Raw genomic sequence first — 14,161 nt, 5'->3', positions numbered from 1 at the left:
TCTCGGGATGGGGCGGCGCCGAGCGGCAGGCGCCGCTTCTCGCTTATGACCGGCCTGTCCAGGCCGAAGAGGCTACTGTTTCACGAACCGAAACAAATTCAAGTCATGTCGTTCGCAGACGCCTGCCTTTCAGGTGAATCTCATGCGCCTGTTCCGCGAACGGTCACGGAGCATGGTTAAGTCAACGGCGATACAAACTCTCCGCGCCACCAATTCAAGCGCGGTCGATCAGCTTGAGATCGGTCAGCACCTTGTCGATGAACGGCCAGTACTCCTGTCCTCGCAAGCGCGCGAGATCTGGATCTCTGGCGATGTCGCGATTCATCGCGACCGCGGACGTGAAGATGCCCGCGTCGCCCTGAGAGAAATCCTTCAGGAGCGCGTGCGCGCGCTTGCCAAGCTCTTGCGCTTTCGCCGACCTTGTATCGGGATCAGGGCCGAGTTTCGCGATGTCTTCAAACAGCGAATCCCAGCCCGCGTTGATGCGCAACTCTTCCTGCCGCGGAAGCTGCTGCATCTTCTGCCGTTGCTCGGCCGTGTAGTTTTTTTCCACCAGCGCCATCAGGCGTGCTTGTCCACCAGACATCACCTACTCCTCGCGCCAGCAACACGTCTCGCTTTGCGAATTCAAGCCAATTCTTCAGGCTCAGTGCTCAGGCAGCGGGATGAACTCCTTATCATCGCCCGGCACAGCGCCGAAGCGGCCCGCTTTCCAATCTTCCTTCGCCTGCTCGATCCGCTCTTTGCGCGAGGACACGAAATTCCACCACAGATGCCGCGGCCCAAGATTGGCGCCACCTAAGGCCATAAAGCGCGCGGCCGTCACGGCTTTGATCGTCGCCTTGTCACCAGGGCGAAACACAAGCGGCCGTCCCCGCTCGAACCGCTCGCCGGCAATCTCGACCGCCTCCGGACGCACGTCGGCATAGAACATTTCCGAGTAGGTCTTCACCGGCGAGACTTTGCCGTAGAGCGCGCCCGCGATGACGCGCACGATCTTGCCGCCTTCGTTCAACACCGGCAGTTCGCTCTCAGCGTAGTGTTTGAAGAACGGCTCGCTCTCTTCGTGCGATTCCGGAAGCGCCACCCAGGACTGAATTCCCGCCATCGGAAAACCCTTGGCGCGCAGGTCGGGGGCGGTGCGCTCTGAATGCGCGATCCCGCCCAGCGTTCATCCAGTTCACGTCGCCCGGCAGAATCGCCTGCGCCGAGCCCAATATATCGCGATGGAAAATCTCGCCTTCGAAGAGGTAGGTGACGGTGGCGAGATTGATGTGCGGATGCGGACGAACATCCATGCCCTTTCCCGCCTCGAACTGCGCAGGTCCGAACTCGTCCCAGAAAATGAACGGCCCCACCATGCGCTTCTCGATCGCCGGCAGCGCGCGGCTTCGGCTCGATCAGTTCGAGCACCGTCCGTGCTCTGGAACTTCGTTCGGGGGTTTTTCGTCGCCAGAGCGAATGCCCATGGACGCGATTGTACGCCGCATGTGCTTGTTCCGTCATCCGCTATGTCTATTGTCGGGGAATGAACTCTTACCCCCTTGAAAGCTCGGATCGCGAGCGAGCGCGACTGTCCAGCCAAGCGGAGCTCTTGCGCCCACTGACTGAGCGCCTGCTGCGCAACGCGGGCGCGCGCGAGGGCATGTCGATCCTTGATCTCGGCACGGGTGCGGGCGATGTCGCGCTGCTTGCTGCGGAAATCGTTGGCCCTGCGGGGCGTGTAGTTGGCATGGACCGGGACCCTGATCACGTAACTCACGCCCGCAGTCGTGCCGCTGACGCCGGTTTTGCAAATGTCACGTTCGTGCAAGGCGATATCAATGCACCACCGGCGGACTCACCGTTCGACATCGCTATTGGGCGATACGTGCTCATGTACCAAGCCGATCCCCTCGCGACGGTCCGCAGTGTGGCGCGCGTGGTGAGGCCCGGCGGCGCAATCGCATTTCATGAGCTCAACATGTACGACGGCGCGCGCGGCGACATCTGGCCCCAACCACCTGGAGGCGGTGGCGACGCCTCGCAGTCAATGGGCGCCGGCATCTTGAAAGGTGTGCAGAATCATATGGGCGTTCGCCTGCCGGAAGTTTTCCTGGCCGCCGGGTTGGATATTTCCGATTGGGGGTTCGAAGGCGCCTCACCAATGGGCCCTATGACAGCGCGCAAGGAAGGTATGGCGCGCGTTTTGGAAGCGGCGCGGAAACAACGACGCGCGCTCGGGCAAGACGTCTCGGACCTCGAAAAGTTCGAAGACTGGTGGAAGAACGCGCCCGCCTATGGCGCTGTCCTGCAACCACCTGCCGTGCTTGGCTGGGCGCGCCGTCGCTGACTAGCCTAACGTTCGTCGTCATTGACCTGCGTTCCGGCGCGCAAGTCCAGTCGCAACAACCCAACACGCCAGCGCCTACGCCGCCCCAAGGCACCACCCCGCCAACAAGCGCGATGACTGTGACAACAATCACCGCGTCTCAGCGATCCGGCAACGGGATGAATTCTTTGTCGTCCCCCGGCACAGTACCGAAGCGGCCCGCCTTCCAGTCTTCTTTGGCTTGCTCGATGCGCTCCTTGCGCGAAGAGACGAAATTCCACCAGATGTGGCGTGGCCCGAGATTGGCGCCGCCTAGCGCCATGAAGCGCGCCGGCGTCACGGCCTTGATCGTGACCGCGTCGCCCGGCCGGAACACGAGCAAACGCCCACGCTCGAACCGCTCGCCCGCGACTTCAATCTCGCCTTCAACGAGATAAACGCCGCGCTCCTCGTGATCGGCATCGAGCGGCAGCGAAGCGCCGGTATCAAGCTGCACGTCAGCATAGAACATCTCCGAATAGGTTTTCACCGGCGAGGCTTTGCCGAACAGCTTGCCCGCGATCACGCGCACGACCTTGCCGCCTTCTTCCAACACCGGCAGCTCGCTTTGCGCATAGTGCTTGAAGAACGGCTCGCTTTCTTCCTGCGCTTCCGGCAGCGCCACCCAGGACTGAATGCCGGCCATCGGAAAGCCCGTCGCGCGCAGGTCCGGCGCGGTGCGCTCGCTATGCGCGATGCCGCGGCCGGCATTCATCCAGTTGACGTCGCCTGGCTTGATCGCCTGCGCCGATCCCAGTGTATCGCGATGAAAGATCTCGCCTTCGAACAGATAGGTGACAGTCGCAAGATTAATGTGCGGATGCGGACGCACGTCCATGCCCTTGCCGGCCTCGAACTGCACCGGCCCAAACTCGTCCCAGAATATGAACGGCCCAACCATGCGCTTCTCGATCGCCGGCAGCGCGCGGCGGACAAAGAAGTTATCGCCCAGGTCGCGCGGCTTCGGCTCGATGCGTTCGAGCACAGGGCCATGCTCAGGCAATTCGTTTGGTGTTTGCTCGTCGCCAGGTCGGATGCTCATGCCCCCAATCTAGGACGCCGGCGGCCCGCCGTCATCCTTTGACCGCGTCAACCAAGCCACCACGGTCAAGCACAGGATCGCCCACAGCGCGCCAAAGCACCAACCTGCCAGCACGTCTGTCGGCCAGTGCACGCCGAGATAGACGCGGCTCGCGCCCACCATCAGCGTCAGCAGCAGCGCGACCACGTGGATGTAAGACTTCAACCGCCAGTTCGCCTGCACGCGCGCCAGCATCGCGCCGATGGTGAGAAAGATCGCGGCAGACATCATCGAATGTCCGCTTGGAAAGCTCGCGCTTGTCGTATCGACGACATGCGCCACGAGATCAGGGCGCGGCCGGCCGATGAACGCCTTGATCGTCTCGCTCAGCACCTGGCCTAGCACTGCCGCAAAGAGCAGCGTCGTCGCTTCCGCGTATTTCTTGCTGACGACGAGAAAGACGACGGCCACCACCGTCACCAATGTCAACACCGCGAAGCTACCGAGCGCGGTGATGTCGCGGACGGCTTCCTCGAACGACGGCGGGCCGACCGGATTGTCGAGATCGCCGGGCGTGCGCAAAGCGATCAAGAGCGACTGATCGAAATGGCCGCCCATCGCACGATCGAGCGCCAGGAATCCAAGCGCCAGCAGCGCAAAGCCGAGAAAGACGGTGGTCAGTCCAAGCTCGCGTTTGGCGAAGCCGGCCCAGTCGGAAACTCTCAGCATCGCGCAAACCCCGGTTATCACCCGCAATTTCGATCACAAGGCCGGTGAAAGCGCAAAAGTTCCAGCGCCGAGCCCTGCAAAAGCGAACGCTGCGCCGCCCGTTTTTGCGCTACCAGCTTATACGGAGCCGTCATACGGTCCGCCGGGGCTATCGCCCAGGAGAGAGAAGAATGAGAATTTTCGTCGCCCTCGCGGCCATCGCCGCCCTCGGCCTCGCCGCCTGCAGCCCAGCTGCTCAAGACGCTGCCGAACAGGACGTCAACCAAGCCGCCGAAGACACCGGCCAAGCGCTTGATCAAGCCGGTCAAGAAGTCGGCGCCGCCGCGAACGAAGCTGGCGAAGCCGTTGAAGGCGCCGTCAACGACGCCGCGACCGAAGTCGAACACGCGACGGATGACGACGCGAAGACGAACTAAGTCTCTCTGACAAAGAGAACGGGGAAACGGGCGGCGGCTTTTGGAGGCGCCGCCCGTTTTATTTTGCGTCCTCTCCCCTTGTGGGAAAGGACAGCGTTTGCCGAAGCAAACGCAGATGAAGGGTAAGGGTGCGGACGTTCGAAGGGCTGCGCCAGCACCCCTCATCTGACCTTCGCTTCGCTGCGGTCTGTCTTATCCCCCAAGGGGAGAGGACTTAAGCCGCCTTCTTGTCGCTCGCGCCGTTGAACAGAAAATCGTTGCCGTCGAACGTGACGACGACGCGGTCGCCATCCTTGACGCGGCCTTCGAGAATGAGCCGCGCTAGCGGATCCTGCACATCCTTCTGGATCACGCGCTTTAGCGGCCGCGCACCCCAAGCCGGATCGTAGCCGCGCTTGGCAAGCTCGTTCTTCGCACGACCCTCCAACTCCATGCTGAGGTTGCGCGCCGCGAGCAATTTATCCAAACGCTTCAGCTGGATATCGACGATCGCGCCCATCTGCGCGCGCTCCAATCGCTTGAACAGAATGATCTCGTCGATCCGGTTCAAGAATTCCGGCCGGAAGCGCATGCGCACTTCGTCCATCACTGACTTCCGCACATCCTCGACATCGGCGCCTTCCGGCTGATCAGCCAGATACGTGGCGCCGGCGTTCGAGGTCATGATCAAAATAGTGTTCTTGAAATCGACGGTGCGGCCTTGGCCGTCGGTAAGGCGTCCATCGTCCAACACTTGCAGCAAGATGTTGAACACATCCGGATGCGCCTTCTCGATCTCATCGAACAGGATCACCTGGTAGGGCCTGCGGCGCACCGCTTCGGTAAGCGCACCACCCTCTTCATAGCCAACATAGCCCGGAGGCGCACCAATCAGCCGCGCGACCGAGTGCTTCTCCATGTATTCCGACATATCGACGCGCGTCAGCGCATGCTCGTCGTCGAACAGGAATTCGGCGAGCGCTTTCGTCAGCTCAGTTTTGCCAACGCCCGTCGGGCCCAAGAACATAAACGAGCCAATCGGTCGGTTCGGGTCTTGCAACCCCGCGCGCGCACGCCGAACCGCATCCGCCACCGCGCGCAATGCCGGTTCTTGCCCAATCACGCGCCCGCGCAGTGAATCCTCCATCGCCAGCAGCTTCGCGCGTTCGCCTTCGAGCATCTTCTCGACCGGCACACCGGTCCAACGCGAGACGACGCCGGCAATCGCCTCGGCGTCCACCACTTCTTTCACCAGCCCGCCGCCATCGCCGACCTTTTCAGCGTCAGCGATCTGCTTCTCGAGCTGCGGAATGCGCCCGTACTTGAGTTCAGACGCGCGCGCGAGATCGCCGCGCCGCACCGCCTGCTCGTACTCGGTCTGCAGCTTCTCCAACTCTTCCTTCGACTTCGACGTCACGGCGAGCTTCTGCTTCTCCGCCGACCAAATCGACGTCAGCTCCGAAGAACGCGTCTCCAACTGCGCGATCTCTTCCTCGAGTTTCGTCACCCGATCCCGCGACGCAGAATCCTTTTCCTTCTTCAGCGCTTCCAGCTCGATCTTCAGCTGCAACGCGCGTCGGTCGAGTTCGTCTAGTTCCTCCGGCTTGGAATCGACCTGCATACGCAGCCGCGACGCTGCTTCGTCCATCAGATCGATGGCTTTATCCGGCAAGAACCGGTCGCTGATGTAGCGATGCGACAACTGAGCGGCAGCCACGATCGCGGCATCCGAGATGCGCACGCCGTGGTGCTGCTCATAGCGATCCTTCAGTCCGCGCAGAATTGAGATCGTATCTTCGACGCTCGGCTCATCCACGAACACGGGCTGGAAGCGCCGCGCCAGCGCCGCGTCTTTCTCGACGTGCTTGCGATACTCATCCAGCGTCGTCGCGCCGACGCAATGCAACTCGCCCCGCGCCAGCGCCGGTTTCAGCAAATTCGATGCGTCCATCGCCCCATCGGCTTTGCCAGCGCCAACCAAAGTGTGCATTTCATCGATGAAGAGGATGATGCCGCCCTCCGCCGCGATCACCTCGTTCAACACGGCCTTCAGCCGTTCCTCGAACTCACCGCGAAACTTCGCGCCCGCGATCAGCGAACCCAAATCGAGCGCCAGCAGCTTTTTGTGCTTCAAGCTCTCCGGCACATCGCCATTGATAATCCGCAGCGCCAAGCCTTCAGCGATGGCTGTTTTGCCGACGCCCGGCTCGCCGATCAGCACCGGATTGTTCTTAGTGCGTCGCGACAGCACTTGGATGGTGCGCCGAATTTCTTCGTCGCGGCCAATCACCGGATCAAGCTTACCCTTACGCGCGTCCTCCGTGAGGTCGCGCGCGTATTTCTTCAGCGCATCGTACTGATCCTCAGCCGAGGAGGATTGCGCCGTGCGCCCTTGGCGCAATTCGGCAATCGCCGCTTCCAGCTTCTGCGGCGTCAGCCCCGACTTCTTCAAAATCTCGGACGCTTTGCCGTCGGCGATGGCCAAGCCGAACAGCAGACGCTCTGCCGTCACGTAGCTGTCGCCAGCCTTCGTCGCGGCCTGATCCGCCGCATCCAGCGCGCGGTTGAACGAAACAGCCGCATACATGCGATCCCCGCCGCCTTGCACCTTCGGCAGCGCTTGCACGGCTTTGTCGGCTTCGTCGGCCGCTTGACGCGCATTGGCGCCGGCGCTGGTCAACAACCCGGCGGCCAGACCTTCGCGGTCATCCAGCAGCGCCTTCAGCAGGTGCTGCGTTTCGAGTTGTTGGTTTTGTTCCCGTATCGCGATCGTCTGCGCGGCCTGCACGAATCCGCGCGCACGCTCGGTGAGCTTTTCCATATCCATGAGCGACCCTTACGGCGTCCCACCTTAACCCCCAATCGGCGGATCAACGTGGCATGAGCTGTGTTGTGCCCATGAACTAGGTGTGGCGCGCCGGTGACACAAGAGGCGCCCTTATCCCAACCGAATGCCGAAATCACTCAGGTGCACGCCGAAGAACACCACGGCGATCACCACCGCGAGGATCGCGCCCAGCACCAGCCGCGTGGCCAACTTGAACACCATCCAGATGATCACGATCACCAGCGCGACGCCCAGCACGCCGTCCAGCATCGAAAAATTGAAGTCCATCCCCGCCGCCTTTTCTGATCAATGCGCCATCAACAGCGGCACTGTCGCCGTCCGCAACAATTCACGCGTCGCGCCGCCGAACACCAACTCACGCAAACGCGAATGCGCGTATCCGCCCATCACCACGAGATCAGCGCCCAGCGCCGTCGCTTCTTCCATGATCGCCAACGACGCCGCGCGCCCTTGGCTATCGACGTTGCGCACCTCCGCCGGCAGGCCGCGACGCTGCAAGTGCGCGGCGATATTCGCGCCGGGCTGATCACCGTGACCGAACATCTTCGACTTGGCGTCCACGGTCAGCACCGTCACCGCTTCCGCGAACTCCAAAATGTCATCCGCCTCCGAGAGCGCGCGCGTCGCTTCGCGGCTTGCATCCCACGCCACCACGACGCGCTTGCCGATGCCCGTCCCGCTCCATCCCGGCGGCGCAATCAGCGCCGGGCGACCGGAGTGAAACAGCACGCCCTCGATAATTTCCTCACGCAACTCCGCGCCTGGACCGTCGAACGGCCGTGTCATCACAGCGACATCGGCGTAGCGCGAATGCACCGCCGCGACGCGGCCGAGGTCGCGCGACAGCGCTTCGGCATTGCGCAGGTCATATTTCTTGCTCGACTGAGCCAGCCGCGTTTCCACCCGCTTGCGCTCGCTCTCGGCCTCTTGCCGCGCGCGCCCAAGTAGCTCGGCCCAAACCCCCGCCACCACCGTCGGTTCATAGGCCAATGGCTCATCCGGCAACGGCGTGAGGAATGCCGCCGCCAAGTGGCAATCGGCGCACTGTTTGGCCAACGCCTCGCCCAGCGCCAAAGCCGGCTCATCGCCCTCAGCTTCGGAGACGATGACTAGGATGTCCTTCCAGCTCATGAGCACCTCGGGTGTCAGGCATCAGGTGTAAGCTATAAGTCATTCCAGACGCGCGGAGCGCGATCTGGAATCTAGGGCAACCATCTTACCATCGGCCCTGGATTCCAGGTATCGCTTCGCGATCCTGGAATGACTCTAGACCTCGCTACTGCAAAGGGAACACGGAATATGGCCACCTCGTTCCGCCAAGACGCCTACATCAACGGCCAGTGGCGCGAGAGCGCCAAGCGGTTCGACGTGCTCAACCCGGCGAACCAGGAAGTCATCGCCCGTGTCCCCGATCTCGGCGCGCGCGAGACCGAAGAAGCCATCGCCGCCGCACACGCCGCTTTCCCGGCCTGGGCCGCAAAGCCCGCCAAGGAGCGCGTACAAATTCTCCGCGCCTGGTTCGATCTGATGATGGCCGACATCGACCGCCTCGCGCGTTTGATCTCGCTCGAAGGCGGCAAGCCGGTCGCCGAAGCCAAAGGCGAAGCCGCATACGGCGCAAGTTTCATGGAATGGTTCGGCGAAGAAGCGAAACGCGCCTACGGCCGCACCATCCCGACCACCACCGCGACGCGCCGCTACGTGACCATCAAACAGCCGATCGGCGTTTGCGCCGCGATCACGCCGTGGAATTTTCCAATGGCGATGATCACCCGCAAAGCCGCGCCCGCCATCGCCGCCGGCAACACCATCGTGCTGAAGCCGCCCTCACAAACGCCGCTCACTGCGCTCGCGCTGGCGGAGCTTGCGGAAAAGGCCGGCGTGCCGAAAGGCGTCTTCAACGTCGTCACGACGCACGATCACACCGCCGAGATCGGCAAAGCCATGTGCGAGAGCCCGCTGGTGCGGAAATTCTCGTTCACCGGCTCCACCGAAGTCGGCAAGAAACTTGGCGCCGCCTGCGTCGGCTCCACTGTGAAGCGCTTGTCGCTCGAACTCGGCGGCAATGCCCCGCTTCTCGTGTTCGCCGACGCCGACCTCGACCTCGCCGTCAAAGGCACGGTGATGTCGAAATTCCGCAACGCTGGCCAAACCTGCGTCTGCGCCAACCGCATCTTGGTGGAAGACAGCATCTACGACGCTTTCTCCAAGAAGCTCACCGAAGCCGTCGCCAAACTCAAAGTCGGCCCCGGTGACGAAGCCGGCGTCGAGATCGGGCCGCTGATCGACGCCAAAGCCATCGAGAAAGTCGAACGCATGGTCGCCGAAGCGCTTGCCTCCGGCGCGACCGCGCTCACCGGCGGCAATAAACACGCCGCCGGCGCGCAATTCTACACCCCCACCGTCCTCGCCAACGTCACCAAGGAGATGCGCGTCAACCGCGAGGAAATCTTCGGCCCCGTCGCGCCGTTGATCCGCTTCAAAACCGAAGACGAAGCCGTCGACATCGCCAACGCCACCGAGTTCGGCCTCGCTGCCTACTTCTTCACCAAGGACGTCAACCGCGCCTGGCGCGTCGCCGAACGCATCGACGCCGGTATGGTCTCGATCAATGACGGCATCTTCTCCAACGAAGTCATCCCGTTCGGCGGCGTCAAGGAAAGCGGCCTCGGCCGCGAAGGCGGCGTAGAAGGCTTGGAAGAATATCTCGAGACTAAGTTCGTGAACTTCGGGGGATTCGATTGATCCGCGTCGCGCCTTGGATTCATCGGGCATTCTATCTTGCCTTGCTCGCGATGGGCATCCTGTTGCTCCTGTCAGCGACGAGCGTGGGGTATTTTTGGCTATCAGGCCGCATTGTGGAGGGCGAACGCGAAGCCAAAGCGGCAGGAGCAGCGTTTGCTGCTCTTGGAGTAGTGATGGTCTGGCTTTCAAGCCGACGCCTGCGACGGTTGAGTCGAAGCCGTCCACCACAATCGGGCAGCGCGATTGATTAGTTGCGGCTACGTCTATGTCCTCGGCAGCGCGTTTGGCGCGGATCGGCGCACCTATGTCGGCTGGAGCGTCGACATCGATGCGCGCCTTGCGCTCCACAACGCTGGCCTCGGCGCACGCTCCACACGCGGGCGCGCCTGGGTACTGCTCTATGCCGAGCGCTACCCCACCCGCCGCGAAGCCATGAGCCGCGAAGTCTCGCTCAAACGCGACCGCCGCTTTCGAGCGATGCTGGCGAAGCTGCTTTGATGCGCTAAACTCCACTCAAATGGCTGACGAACTAACCACGCTCGTCATTCCGGACGCGCGGAGCGCGATCCGGAACCCAGGGGCCACAAGCGCGTCGTTTGCCCCTGGGTTCCGGGTTCGGCCTCCGGCCGCCCCGGAATGACGAGCTTTGTCTTGACCTCTTGGGATGCGCTGCTCGATAGCGCACGCGCGCTCGTCATCCCGGCGCTCATCTTCGCCGCGATCGCCTTCGCTGCACGCGGCGTTGAATCGCTCCGCACCGCCCGCGCTGCGACGCCCGAGGTACGCACGAACCTCGCGCTCTTCACCTTCGACATCGTCGCGGTAACGCCGCTCCTGGTTCTGGCACTCGGCGCCGTCAGCGCATTGATGCAGCAAAACGGCATCCGCCTCATCGCGCCCGACACATGGTCAGCACTGCCACTCTGGCTCGTCACGCTCATCGCCGTCTTCATCGGTGATTTCGTCGGCTACTGGCGCCATCGCCTCGAACACACGCCGCTGCTGTGGCCCGCGCACGCCATCCATCACAGCGACGCCGCAATGACGTGGACCACCGGCGTCCGCTTCCACCCGCTCAACCGCCTCACCACGTCGCTGATCGACACCACAGCGCTCGCGCTCCTCGGCTTCCCGCCCGAAGCGATCATGCTCAACGCCTACATCCGCCACTACTACGGCCTCTTCATCCATATGGACTTGCCGTGGACCTACGGCCCGCTCGGCCGCGTCTTCGTCTCTCCCGCCATGCACCGCTGGCACCACATCCGCGACGCCGACGGCGCCGGCGCGAACTTCGCCACCGTGTTCAGCGTGTTCGATCAAGCTTTCCGCACCCATCACACGCCAGGCCCGTGCACAGCGCCGCTGGGCGTGCGCGACGCAATCGGCCGCGATCCGGTTTCGCAATTGCTCTGGCCATTGAGAGTGCTGGTACACGCCGTCACTCGTCATCCTGGGGCGCGCGCAGCGCGAGCCCAGGACCCAGGGGCCACCAACACAGCCTTATGATCCCCTGGATTCTGGGTCTCGCCTCGCTCGCCCAGAATGACGTAAGAATAGGCGCATGACCGCGCCCCAGTCCCTCCCCGCTTGGCTCTACACCGACCAACGCTTCTTCGAGCTGGAGCGCGAGAAGGTGTTCGCCCAAGCCTGGCACATCATGGGCCACATCAACGATGCGCCCAACACCGGTGACTATCTCACGCTCGACATTCTCGGCGAACGCGTCGTCACCGTGCGCGGCGAAGACGGCCAACTGCGCAGCTTCCACAATGTTTGCCGCCATCGCGCCGGCAAGATCGCCACCGAAGCGCGCGGCTCATGCGGCCACCGATTCGTCTGCCCGTACCACGCCTGGAGCTACAAGCTCGACGGCAGCTTCGCCGGCGCGCCAAAATGGCAAGGCTTCGAGAACCTCAACGCCAATGTGCTCGGCCTCAAACCCGTCGATCAGGAAATAGCGCACGGCTTCATCTTCATCCGCTTCGCGCCAGGGCTACCCAGCGTGAAAGAAATGATGGCGCCTTATGCCGAAGAGCTCGAAGCGTTCGAGCTGGAAAAGCTCATCCCCAACGGCCGCGTCACGCTCCGCCCGCGCCCGGTGAACTGGAAAAACGTCGGCGACAATTATTCCGACGGCATGCACATCCCCGTCGCGCATCCCGGCCTCTCACGCCTGCTTGCGGGCAGCTACAAGATCGAGTCCAAGCCCTGGATCGATAAGATGTGGGGCCGCGTCACCGAGACGCCGTCGAACCATTGGCCCGAACGCCAATACCAAAAGCTGCTCGGCGCGTTCGACCACATCCCCGCCGAACGCCGCCGCCTCTGGGCCTATTACAAACTCTGGCCCAACATCGCGTTCGACATCTATCCGGACCAAGTCGACTTCATGCAATTCGTGCCGGTCAGCGCCACGCAAACCATGATCCGCGAGATCGCCTACGTGCATCCCGACACGTCTTCTGGCGCCAGCCGCGAAATGCACGCCGCGCGCTATCTGAACTGGCGCATCAACCGCCAAGTCAACGCCGAAGACACCGTTCTGATCGAAGGCGTGCAGCAAGGCATGGAAAGCTCCAGCTACGCGACGGGACCACTGTCACCGAGCGAAGTCTGCCTCATCTCCTTCGGCAATCGCATGCGCGATCTGATACCTGAAGCGAAACTGGAACGCGCTCCAGCGTAACGCTTCCCGGACGCAACCCCGCGAAAAGTCGGGGTGCGATCCGGGACCCATCGTTCAAACGCGACGATGTCCGCAACGATGGATCCCGGCTCTTCGCCCCGCCTTCGCGGGGCATGCGGCCGGGAAAGCGGGACTTGCTTTCGAACACAATCTTTGCCAAACACCCGCCGCCTATGTGTAACGAGATTGCCTGACGCCACGGGCCGCGTGCGTAACGCCCGCCCGTTCTGAGCCGCCCCGAGCCTGTCGAGGGGCGAACGACCGCGTTCAGACTAGGCAATCTTCCAGTGAATATTTCGAAGTACGAGCAGCGCACGCTGCACGCGCTCGCCCAAGGCGGCGTGATCCATCACATCAAGAACGACAAAGGCGACATCGTCGAAATCGACTGCCTCAACCGCGATGGTTGGCGATTGGACGATTGCACGCTCGAAATTTTCAGAAAGCTCCGCCGCCGCGGCTTCATCATGAGCCGCGAAGGCGGACCCTATCGCATCACGCGCGATGGTCTCGCCGCGGTACGCGCGCAATTGGACAACAGATGAAAATGGGCACCGCCGGGCTGCGGCCCGGCGTCAGCTCAGCACTGGCCGCGCCTCAGGTCGGCGCGAATTCCGGCGGACCGAACGCCGCGAGAACGTCGTCCTCTGTCAGGCTCGACAATTCGAACGAGGAACAACACCGCGCGCAGAACGCGACGTCGCCGACGATGGTGCGAAATGTGGAGCGGCGCCGTTGCAGCGGCGTCTGACAGGTCGGACAAGGCTCGCCAATTCTCTTCTCGAGCATGGCAGTTACTCCGAACCCTTTCACATTAACGCAGTAGTGCTGAACAAAACCTTTCAGCCGGCGCCTGGGGTGGTGAGTGGGCGCCACACGATTAACTCAGAGGATGCACGCCGGGTCCATTGCGGACGCGCATCCACAAAGTTGTGATCGACGCGCGCGCCTCTGAGGCGAATTGCGGCGAACCATCGAAGCGTGCCGCGCATCGCCACGCCGCGAAACCGGCCAAGGCGCCTAGCGCTTCCGTTTCTTCGCGACTGTTGCTTTCTTGACCTTCTTGGGCGTCGGCGCCGCCAAAGTGTGCGCCGCCTTCAACGCCGAGAGCAGCGTGTCCTCATCGACACGCTTCAGATCGACCCACGTCGCGCCCTGCTTGCCCCACCCGCTCGGATGCGGCGCGAGCGCTTGCGGCGCGTGCTCGCAGAAGAATTCTTGCGTCGCCAGGTCGAACATCAAGTTCAGATCGGCGCCATCGCCCGCGAGCGTGGCGAAAATCTTGCGCGGCGTGCGGAACGCTGCGCGATCGAAATGCGCGACCTCCGCCGTGTCCGGCAACGACAGCGCCAACTTGCGCGCACGGGCGGCGGTGACGGCCATG

General features: G+C 62.7%; 17 protein-coding genes. 7 read left to right on the top strand and 10 right to left on the bottom strand.

The window, feature by feature from the left end; all coding sequences use genetic code 11:
- Positions 1-214: 214 nt before the first annotated feature.
- From DSM104635_RS00575 to DSM104635_RS20120, 3 genes are all read right to left on the bottom strand, one after another.
- Positions 215-562 carry a hypothetical protein gene (locus DSM104635_RS00575; RefSeq protein ID WP_158764317.1) on the bottom strand — a complete coding sequence of 116 codons (348 nt, stop codon included), beginning with the start codon at positions 560-562 and terminating at the stop codon, positions 215-217.
- An 84-nt stretch (positions 563-646) separates the two neighbouring features.
- On the bottom strand, positions 647-1,108 hold the full coding sequence (locus tag DSM104635_RS19820; RefSeq protein WP_228445782.1) for a pirin family protein: 462 nt from the start codon (positions 1,106-1,108) through the stop codon (positions 647-649).
- A complete protein-coding gene (locus DSM104635_RS20120) occupies positions 1,032-1,361 on the bottom strand; it encodes a pirin family protein (protein WP_407703502.1) in 330 nt (109 codons plus the stop codon). The genes DSM104635_RS19820 and DSM104635_RS20120 overlap by 77 nt, the downstream gene beginning before the upstream one ends.
- A gap of 233 nt (positions 1,362-1,594) precedes the next feature.
- Between DSM104635_RS20120 and DSM104635_RS00565 the strand changes: the two genes are divergently transcribed.
- Complete coding sequence (locus DSM104635_RS00565) at positions 1,595-2,332, top strand: class I SAM-dependent methyltransferase (protein ID WP_158764316.1); 738 nt, start codon at positions 1,595-1,597, stop codon at positions 2,330-2,332.
- 139 nt (positions 2,333-2,471) lie between these two features.
- Here the strand turns inward: DSM104635_RS00565 and DSM104635_RS00560 are convergent, their stop codons facing one another.
- Together DSM104635_RS00560 and DSM104635_RS00555 are read right to left on the bottom strand one after the other, a co-directional pair.
- A complete protein-coding gene (locus tag DSM104635_RS00560; protein ID WP_158764315.1) occupies positions 2,472-3,392 on the bottom strand; it encodes a pirin family protein in 921 nt (306 codons plus the stop codon).
- 9 nt (positions 3,393-3,401) lie between these two features.
- Positions 3,402-4,100, bottom strand: coding sequence for a phosphatase PAP2 family protein (locus tag DSM104635_RS00555; RefSeq protein ID WP_158764314.1), 699 nt, complete (start codon positions 4,098-4,100; stop codon positions 3,402-3,404).
- Between the two features lie 170 nt (positions 4,101-4,270).
- On the opposite strand from DSM104635_RS00555, the gene DSM104635_RS00550 reads away from it, so the two are divergent.
- The gene (locus DSM104635_RS00550) at positions 4,271-4,516 is read left to right on the top strand and encodes a hypothetical protein (protein WP_158764313.1); all 246 of its coding nucleotides are present in this window, start codon (positions 4,271-4,273) and stop codon (positions 4,514-4,516) included.
- Positions 4,517-4,730: 214 nt separating this feature from the next.
- Here DSM104635_RS00550 and clpB read toward each other — a convergent pair whose 3' ends face one another.
- The 3 genes from clpB to DSM104635_RS00535 form a co-directional block, all read right to left on the bottom strand.
- Positions 4,731-7,322: an ATP-dependent chaperone ClpB gene (gene clpB / locus DSM104635_RS00545; protein WP_158764312.1), complete on the bottom strand. Its 2,592-nt coding sequence runs from the start codon at positions 7,320-7,322 to the stop codon at positions 4,731-4,733.
- A gap of 111 nt (positions 7,323-7,433) precedes the next feature.
- Entirely contained in the window at positions 7,434-7,610 is a 177-nt protein-coding gene (locus tag DSM104635_RS00540; RefSeq protein ID WP_158764311.1) for a hypothetical protein, read from the bottom strand.
- Between the two features lie 18 nt (positions 7,611-7,628).
- Complete coding sequence (locus tag DSM104635_RS00535) at positions 7,629-8,474, bottom strand: universal stress protein (protein WP_158764310.1); 846 nt, start codon at positions 8,472-8,474, stop codon at positions 7,629-7,631.
- 168 nt (positions 8,475-8,642) lie between these two features.
- Here DSM104635_RS00535 and DSM104635_RS00530 point away from each other — a divergent pair, with 168 nt between their 5' ends.
- From DSM104635_RS00530 to DSM104635_RS00510, 5 genes are all read left to right on the top strand, one after another.
- The gene (locus DSM104635_RS00530) at positions 8,643-10,088 is read left to right on the top strand and encodes an NAD-dependent succinate-semialdehyde dehydrogenase (protein ID WP_158764309.1); all 1,446 of its coding nucleotides are present in this window, start codon (positions 8,643-8,645) and stop codon (positions 10,086-10,088) included.
- Positions 10,089-10,331: 243 nt separating this feature from the next.
- On the top strand, positions 10,332-10,586 hold the full coding sequence (locus tag DSM104635_RS00525) for a GIY-YIG nuclease family protein (RefSeq protein ID WP_158764308.1): 255 nt from the start codon (positions 10,332-10,334) through the stop codon (positions 10,584-10,586).
- A 138-nt stretch (positions 10,587-10,724) separates the two neighbouring features.
- Positions 10,725-11,597: a sterol desaturase family protein gene (locus DSM104635_RS00520; protein WP_158764307.1), complete on the top strand. Its 873-nt coding sequence runs from the start codon at positions 10,725-10,727 to the stop codon at positions 11,595-11,597.
- A 55-nt stretch (positions 11,598-11,652) separates the two neighbouring features.
- Positions 11,653-12,777, top strand: coding sequence for an aromatic ring-hydroxylating oxygenase subunit alpha (locus DSM104635_RS00515; protein ID WP_158764306.1), 1,125 nt, complete (start codon positions 11,653-11,655; stop codon positions 12,775-12,777).
- Between the two features lie 287 nt (positions 12,778-13,064).
- Entirely contained in the window at positions 13,065-13,322 is a 258-nt protein-coding gene (locus DSM104635_RS00510) for a YjhX family toxin (RefSeq protein ID WP_158764305.1), read from the top strand.
- Between the two features lie 52 nt (positions 13,323-13,374).
- Here the strand turns inward: DSM104635_RS00510 and DSM104635_RS00505 are convergent, their stop codons facing one another.
- Both DSM104635_RS00505 and DSM104635_RS00500 read right to left on the bottom strand, forming a co-directional pair.
- Entirely contained in the window at positions 13,375-13,566 is a 192-nt protein-coding gene (locus DSM104635_RS00505) for a hypothetical protein (protein ID WP_158764304.1), read from the bottom strand.
- Positions 13,567-13,797: 231 nt separating this feature from the next.
- On the bottom strand, positions 13,798-14,160 hold the full coding sequence (locus DSM104635_RS00500; protein WP_158764303.1) for an MmcQ/YjbR family DNA-binding protein: 363 nt from the start codon (positions 14,158-14,160) through the stop codon (positions 13,798-13,800).
- Between the last annotated feature and the right edge of the window lies 1 nt (position 14,161).

It is taken from the genome of Terricaulis silvestris (assembly GCF_009792355.1).
In the GTDB taxonomy this organism is placed as follows: domain Bacteria; phylum Pseudomonadota; class Alphaproteobacteria; order Caulobacterales; family Aquidulcibacteraceae; genus Vitreimonas; species Vitreimonas silvestris.
This window is presented reverse-complemented; position numbering and strand designations above follow the sequence as displayed.

Bases quoted from the DNA above. Each gene is read 5' to 3' on its own strand.
- DSM104635_RS00500 (WP_158764303.1), bottom strand. From the start codon at position 14,160: ATGGCCGTCACCGCCGCCCGTGCGCGCAAGTTGGCGCTGTCGTTGCCG.
- DSM104635_RS00515 (WP_158764306.1), top strand. From the start codon at position 11,653: ATGACCGCGCCCCAGTCCCTCCCCGCTTGGCTCTACACCGACCAACGC.
- DSM104635_RS00505 (WP_158764304.1), bottom strand. From the start codon at position 13,566: ATGCTCGAGAAGAGAATTGGCGAGCCTTGTCCGACCTGTCAGACGCCG.
- clpB (WP_158764312.1), bottom strand. From the start codon at position 7,322: ATGGATATGGAAAAGCTCACCGAGCGTGCGCGCGGATTCGTGCAGGCC.
- DSM104635_RS20120 (WP_407703502.1), bottom strand. From the start codon at position 1,361: ATGGTGGGGCCGTTCATTTTCTGGGACGAGTTCGGACCTGCGCAGTTC.
- DSM104635_RS00535 (WP_158764310.1), bottom strand. From the start codon at position 8,474: ATGAGCTGGAAGGACATCCTAGTCATCGTCTCCGAAGCTGAGGGCGAT.
- DSM104635_RS00540 (WP_158764311.1), bottom strand. From the start codon at position 7,610: ATGGACTTCAATTTTTCGATGCTGGACGGCGTGCTGGGCGTCGCGCTG.
- DSM104635_RS00555 (WP_158764314.1), bottom strand. From the start codon at position 4,100: ATGCTGAGAGTTTCCGACTGGGCCGGCTTCGCCAAACGCGAGCTTGGA.
- DSM104635_RS00560 (WP_158764315.1), bottom strand. From the start codon at position 3,392: ATGAGCATCCGACCTGGCGACGAGCAAACACCAAACGAATTGCCTGAG.
- DSM104635_RS00550 (WP_158764313.1), top strand. From the start codon at position 4,271: ATGAGAATTTTCGTCGCCCTCGCGGCCATCGCCGCCCTCGGCCTCGCC.
- DSM104635_RS00530 (WP_158764309.1), top strand. From the start codon at position 8,643: ATGGCCACCTCGTTCCGCCAAGACGCCTACATCAACGGCCAGTGGCGC.
- DSM104635_RS00520 (WP_158764307.1), top strand. From the start codon at position 10,725: ATGACGAGCTTTGTCTTGACCTCTTGGGATGCGCTGCTCGATAGCGCA.
- DSM104635_RS00575 (WP_158764317.1), bottom strand. From the start codon at position 562: ATGGCGCTGGTGGAAAAAAACTACACGGCCGAGCAACGGCAGAAGATG.
- DSM104635_RS19820 (WP_228445782.1), bottom strand. From the start codon at position 1,108: ATGGCGGGAATTCAGTCCTGGGTGGCGCTTCCGGAATCGCACGAAGAG.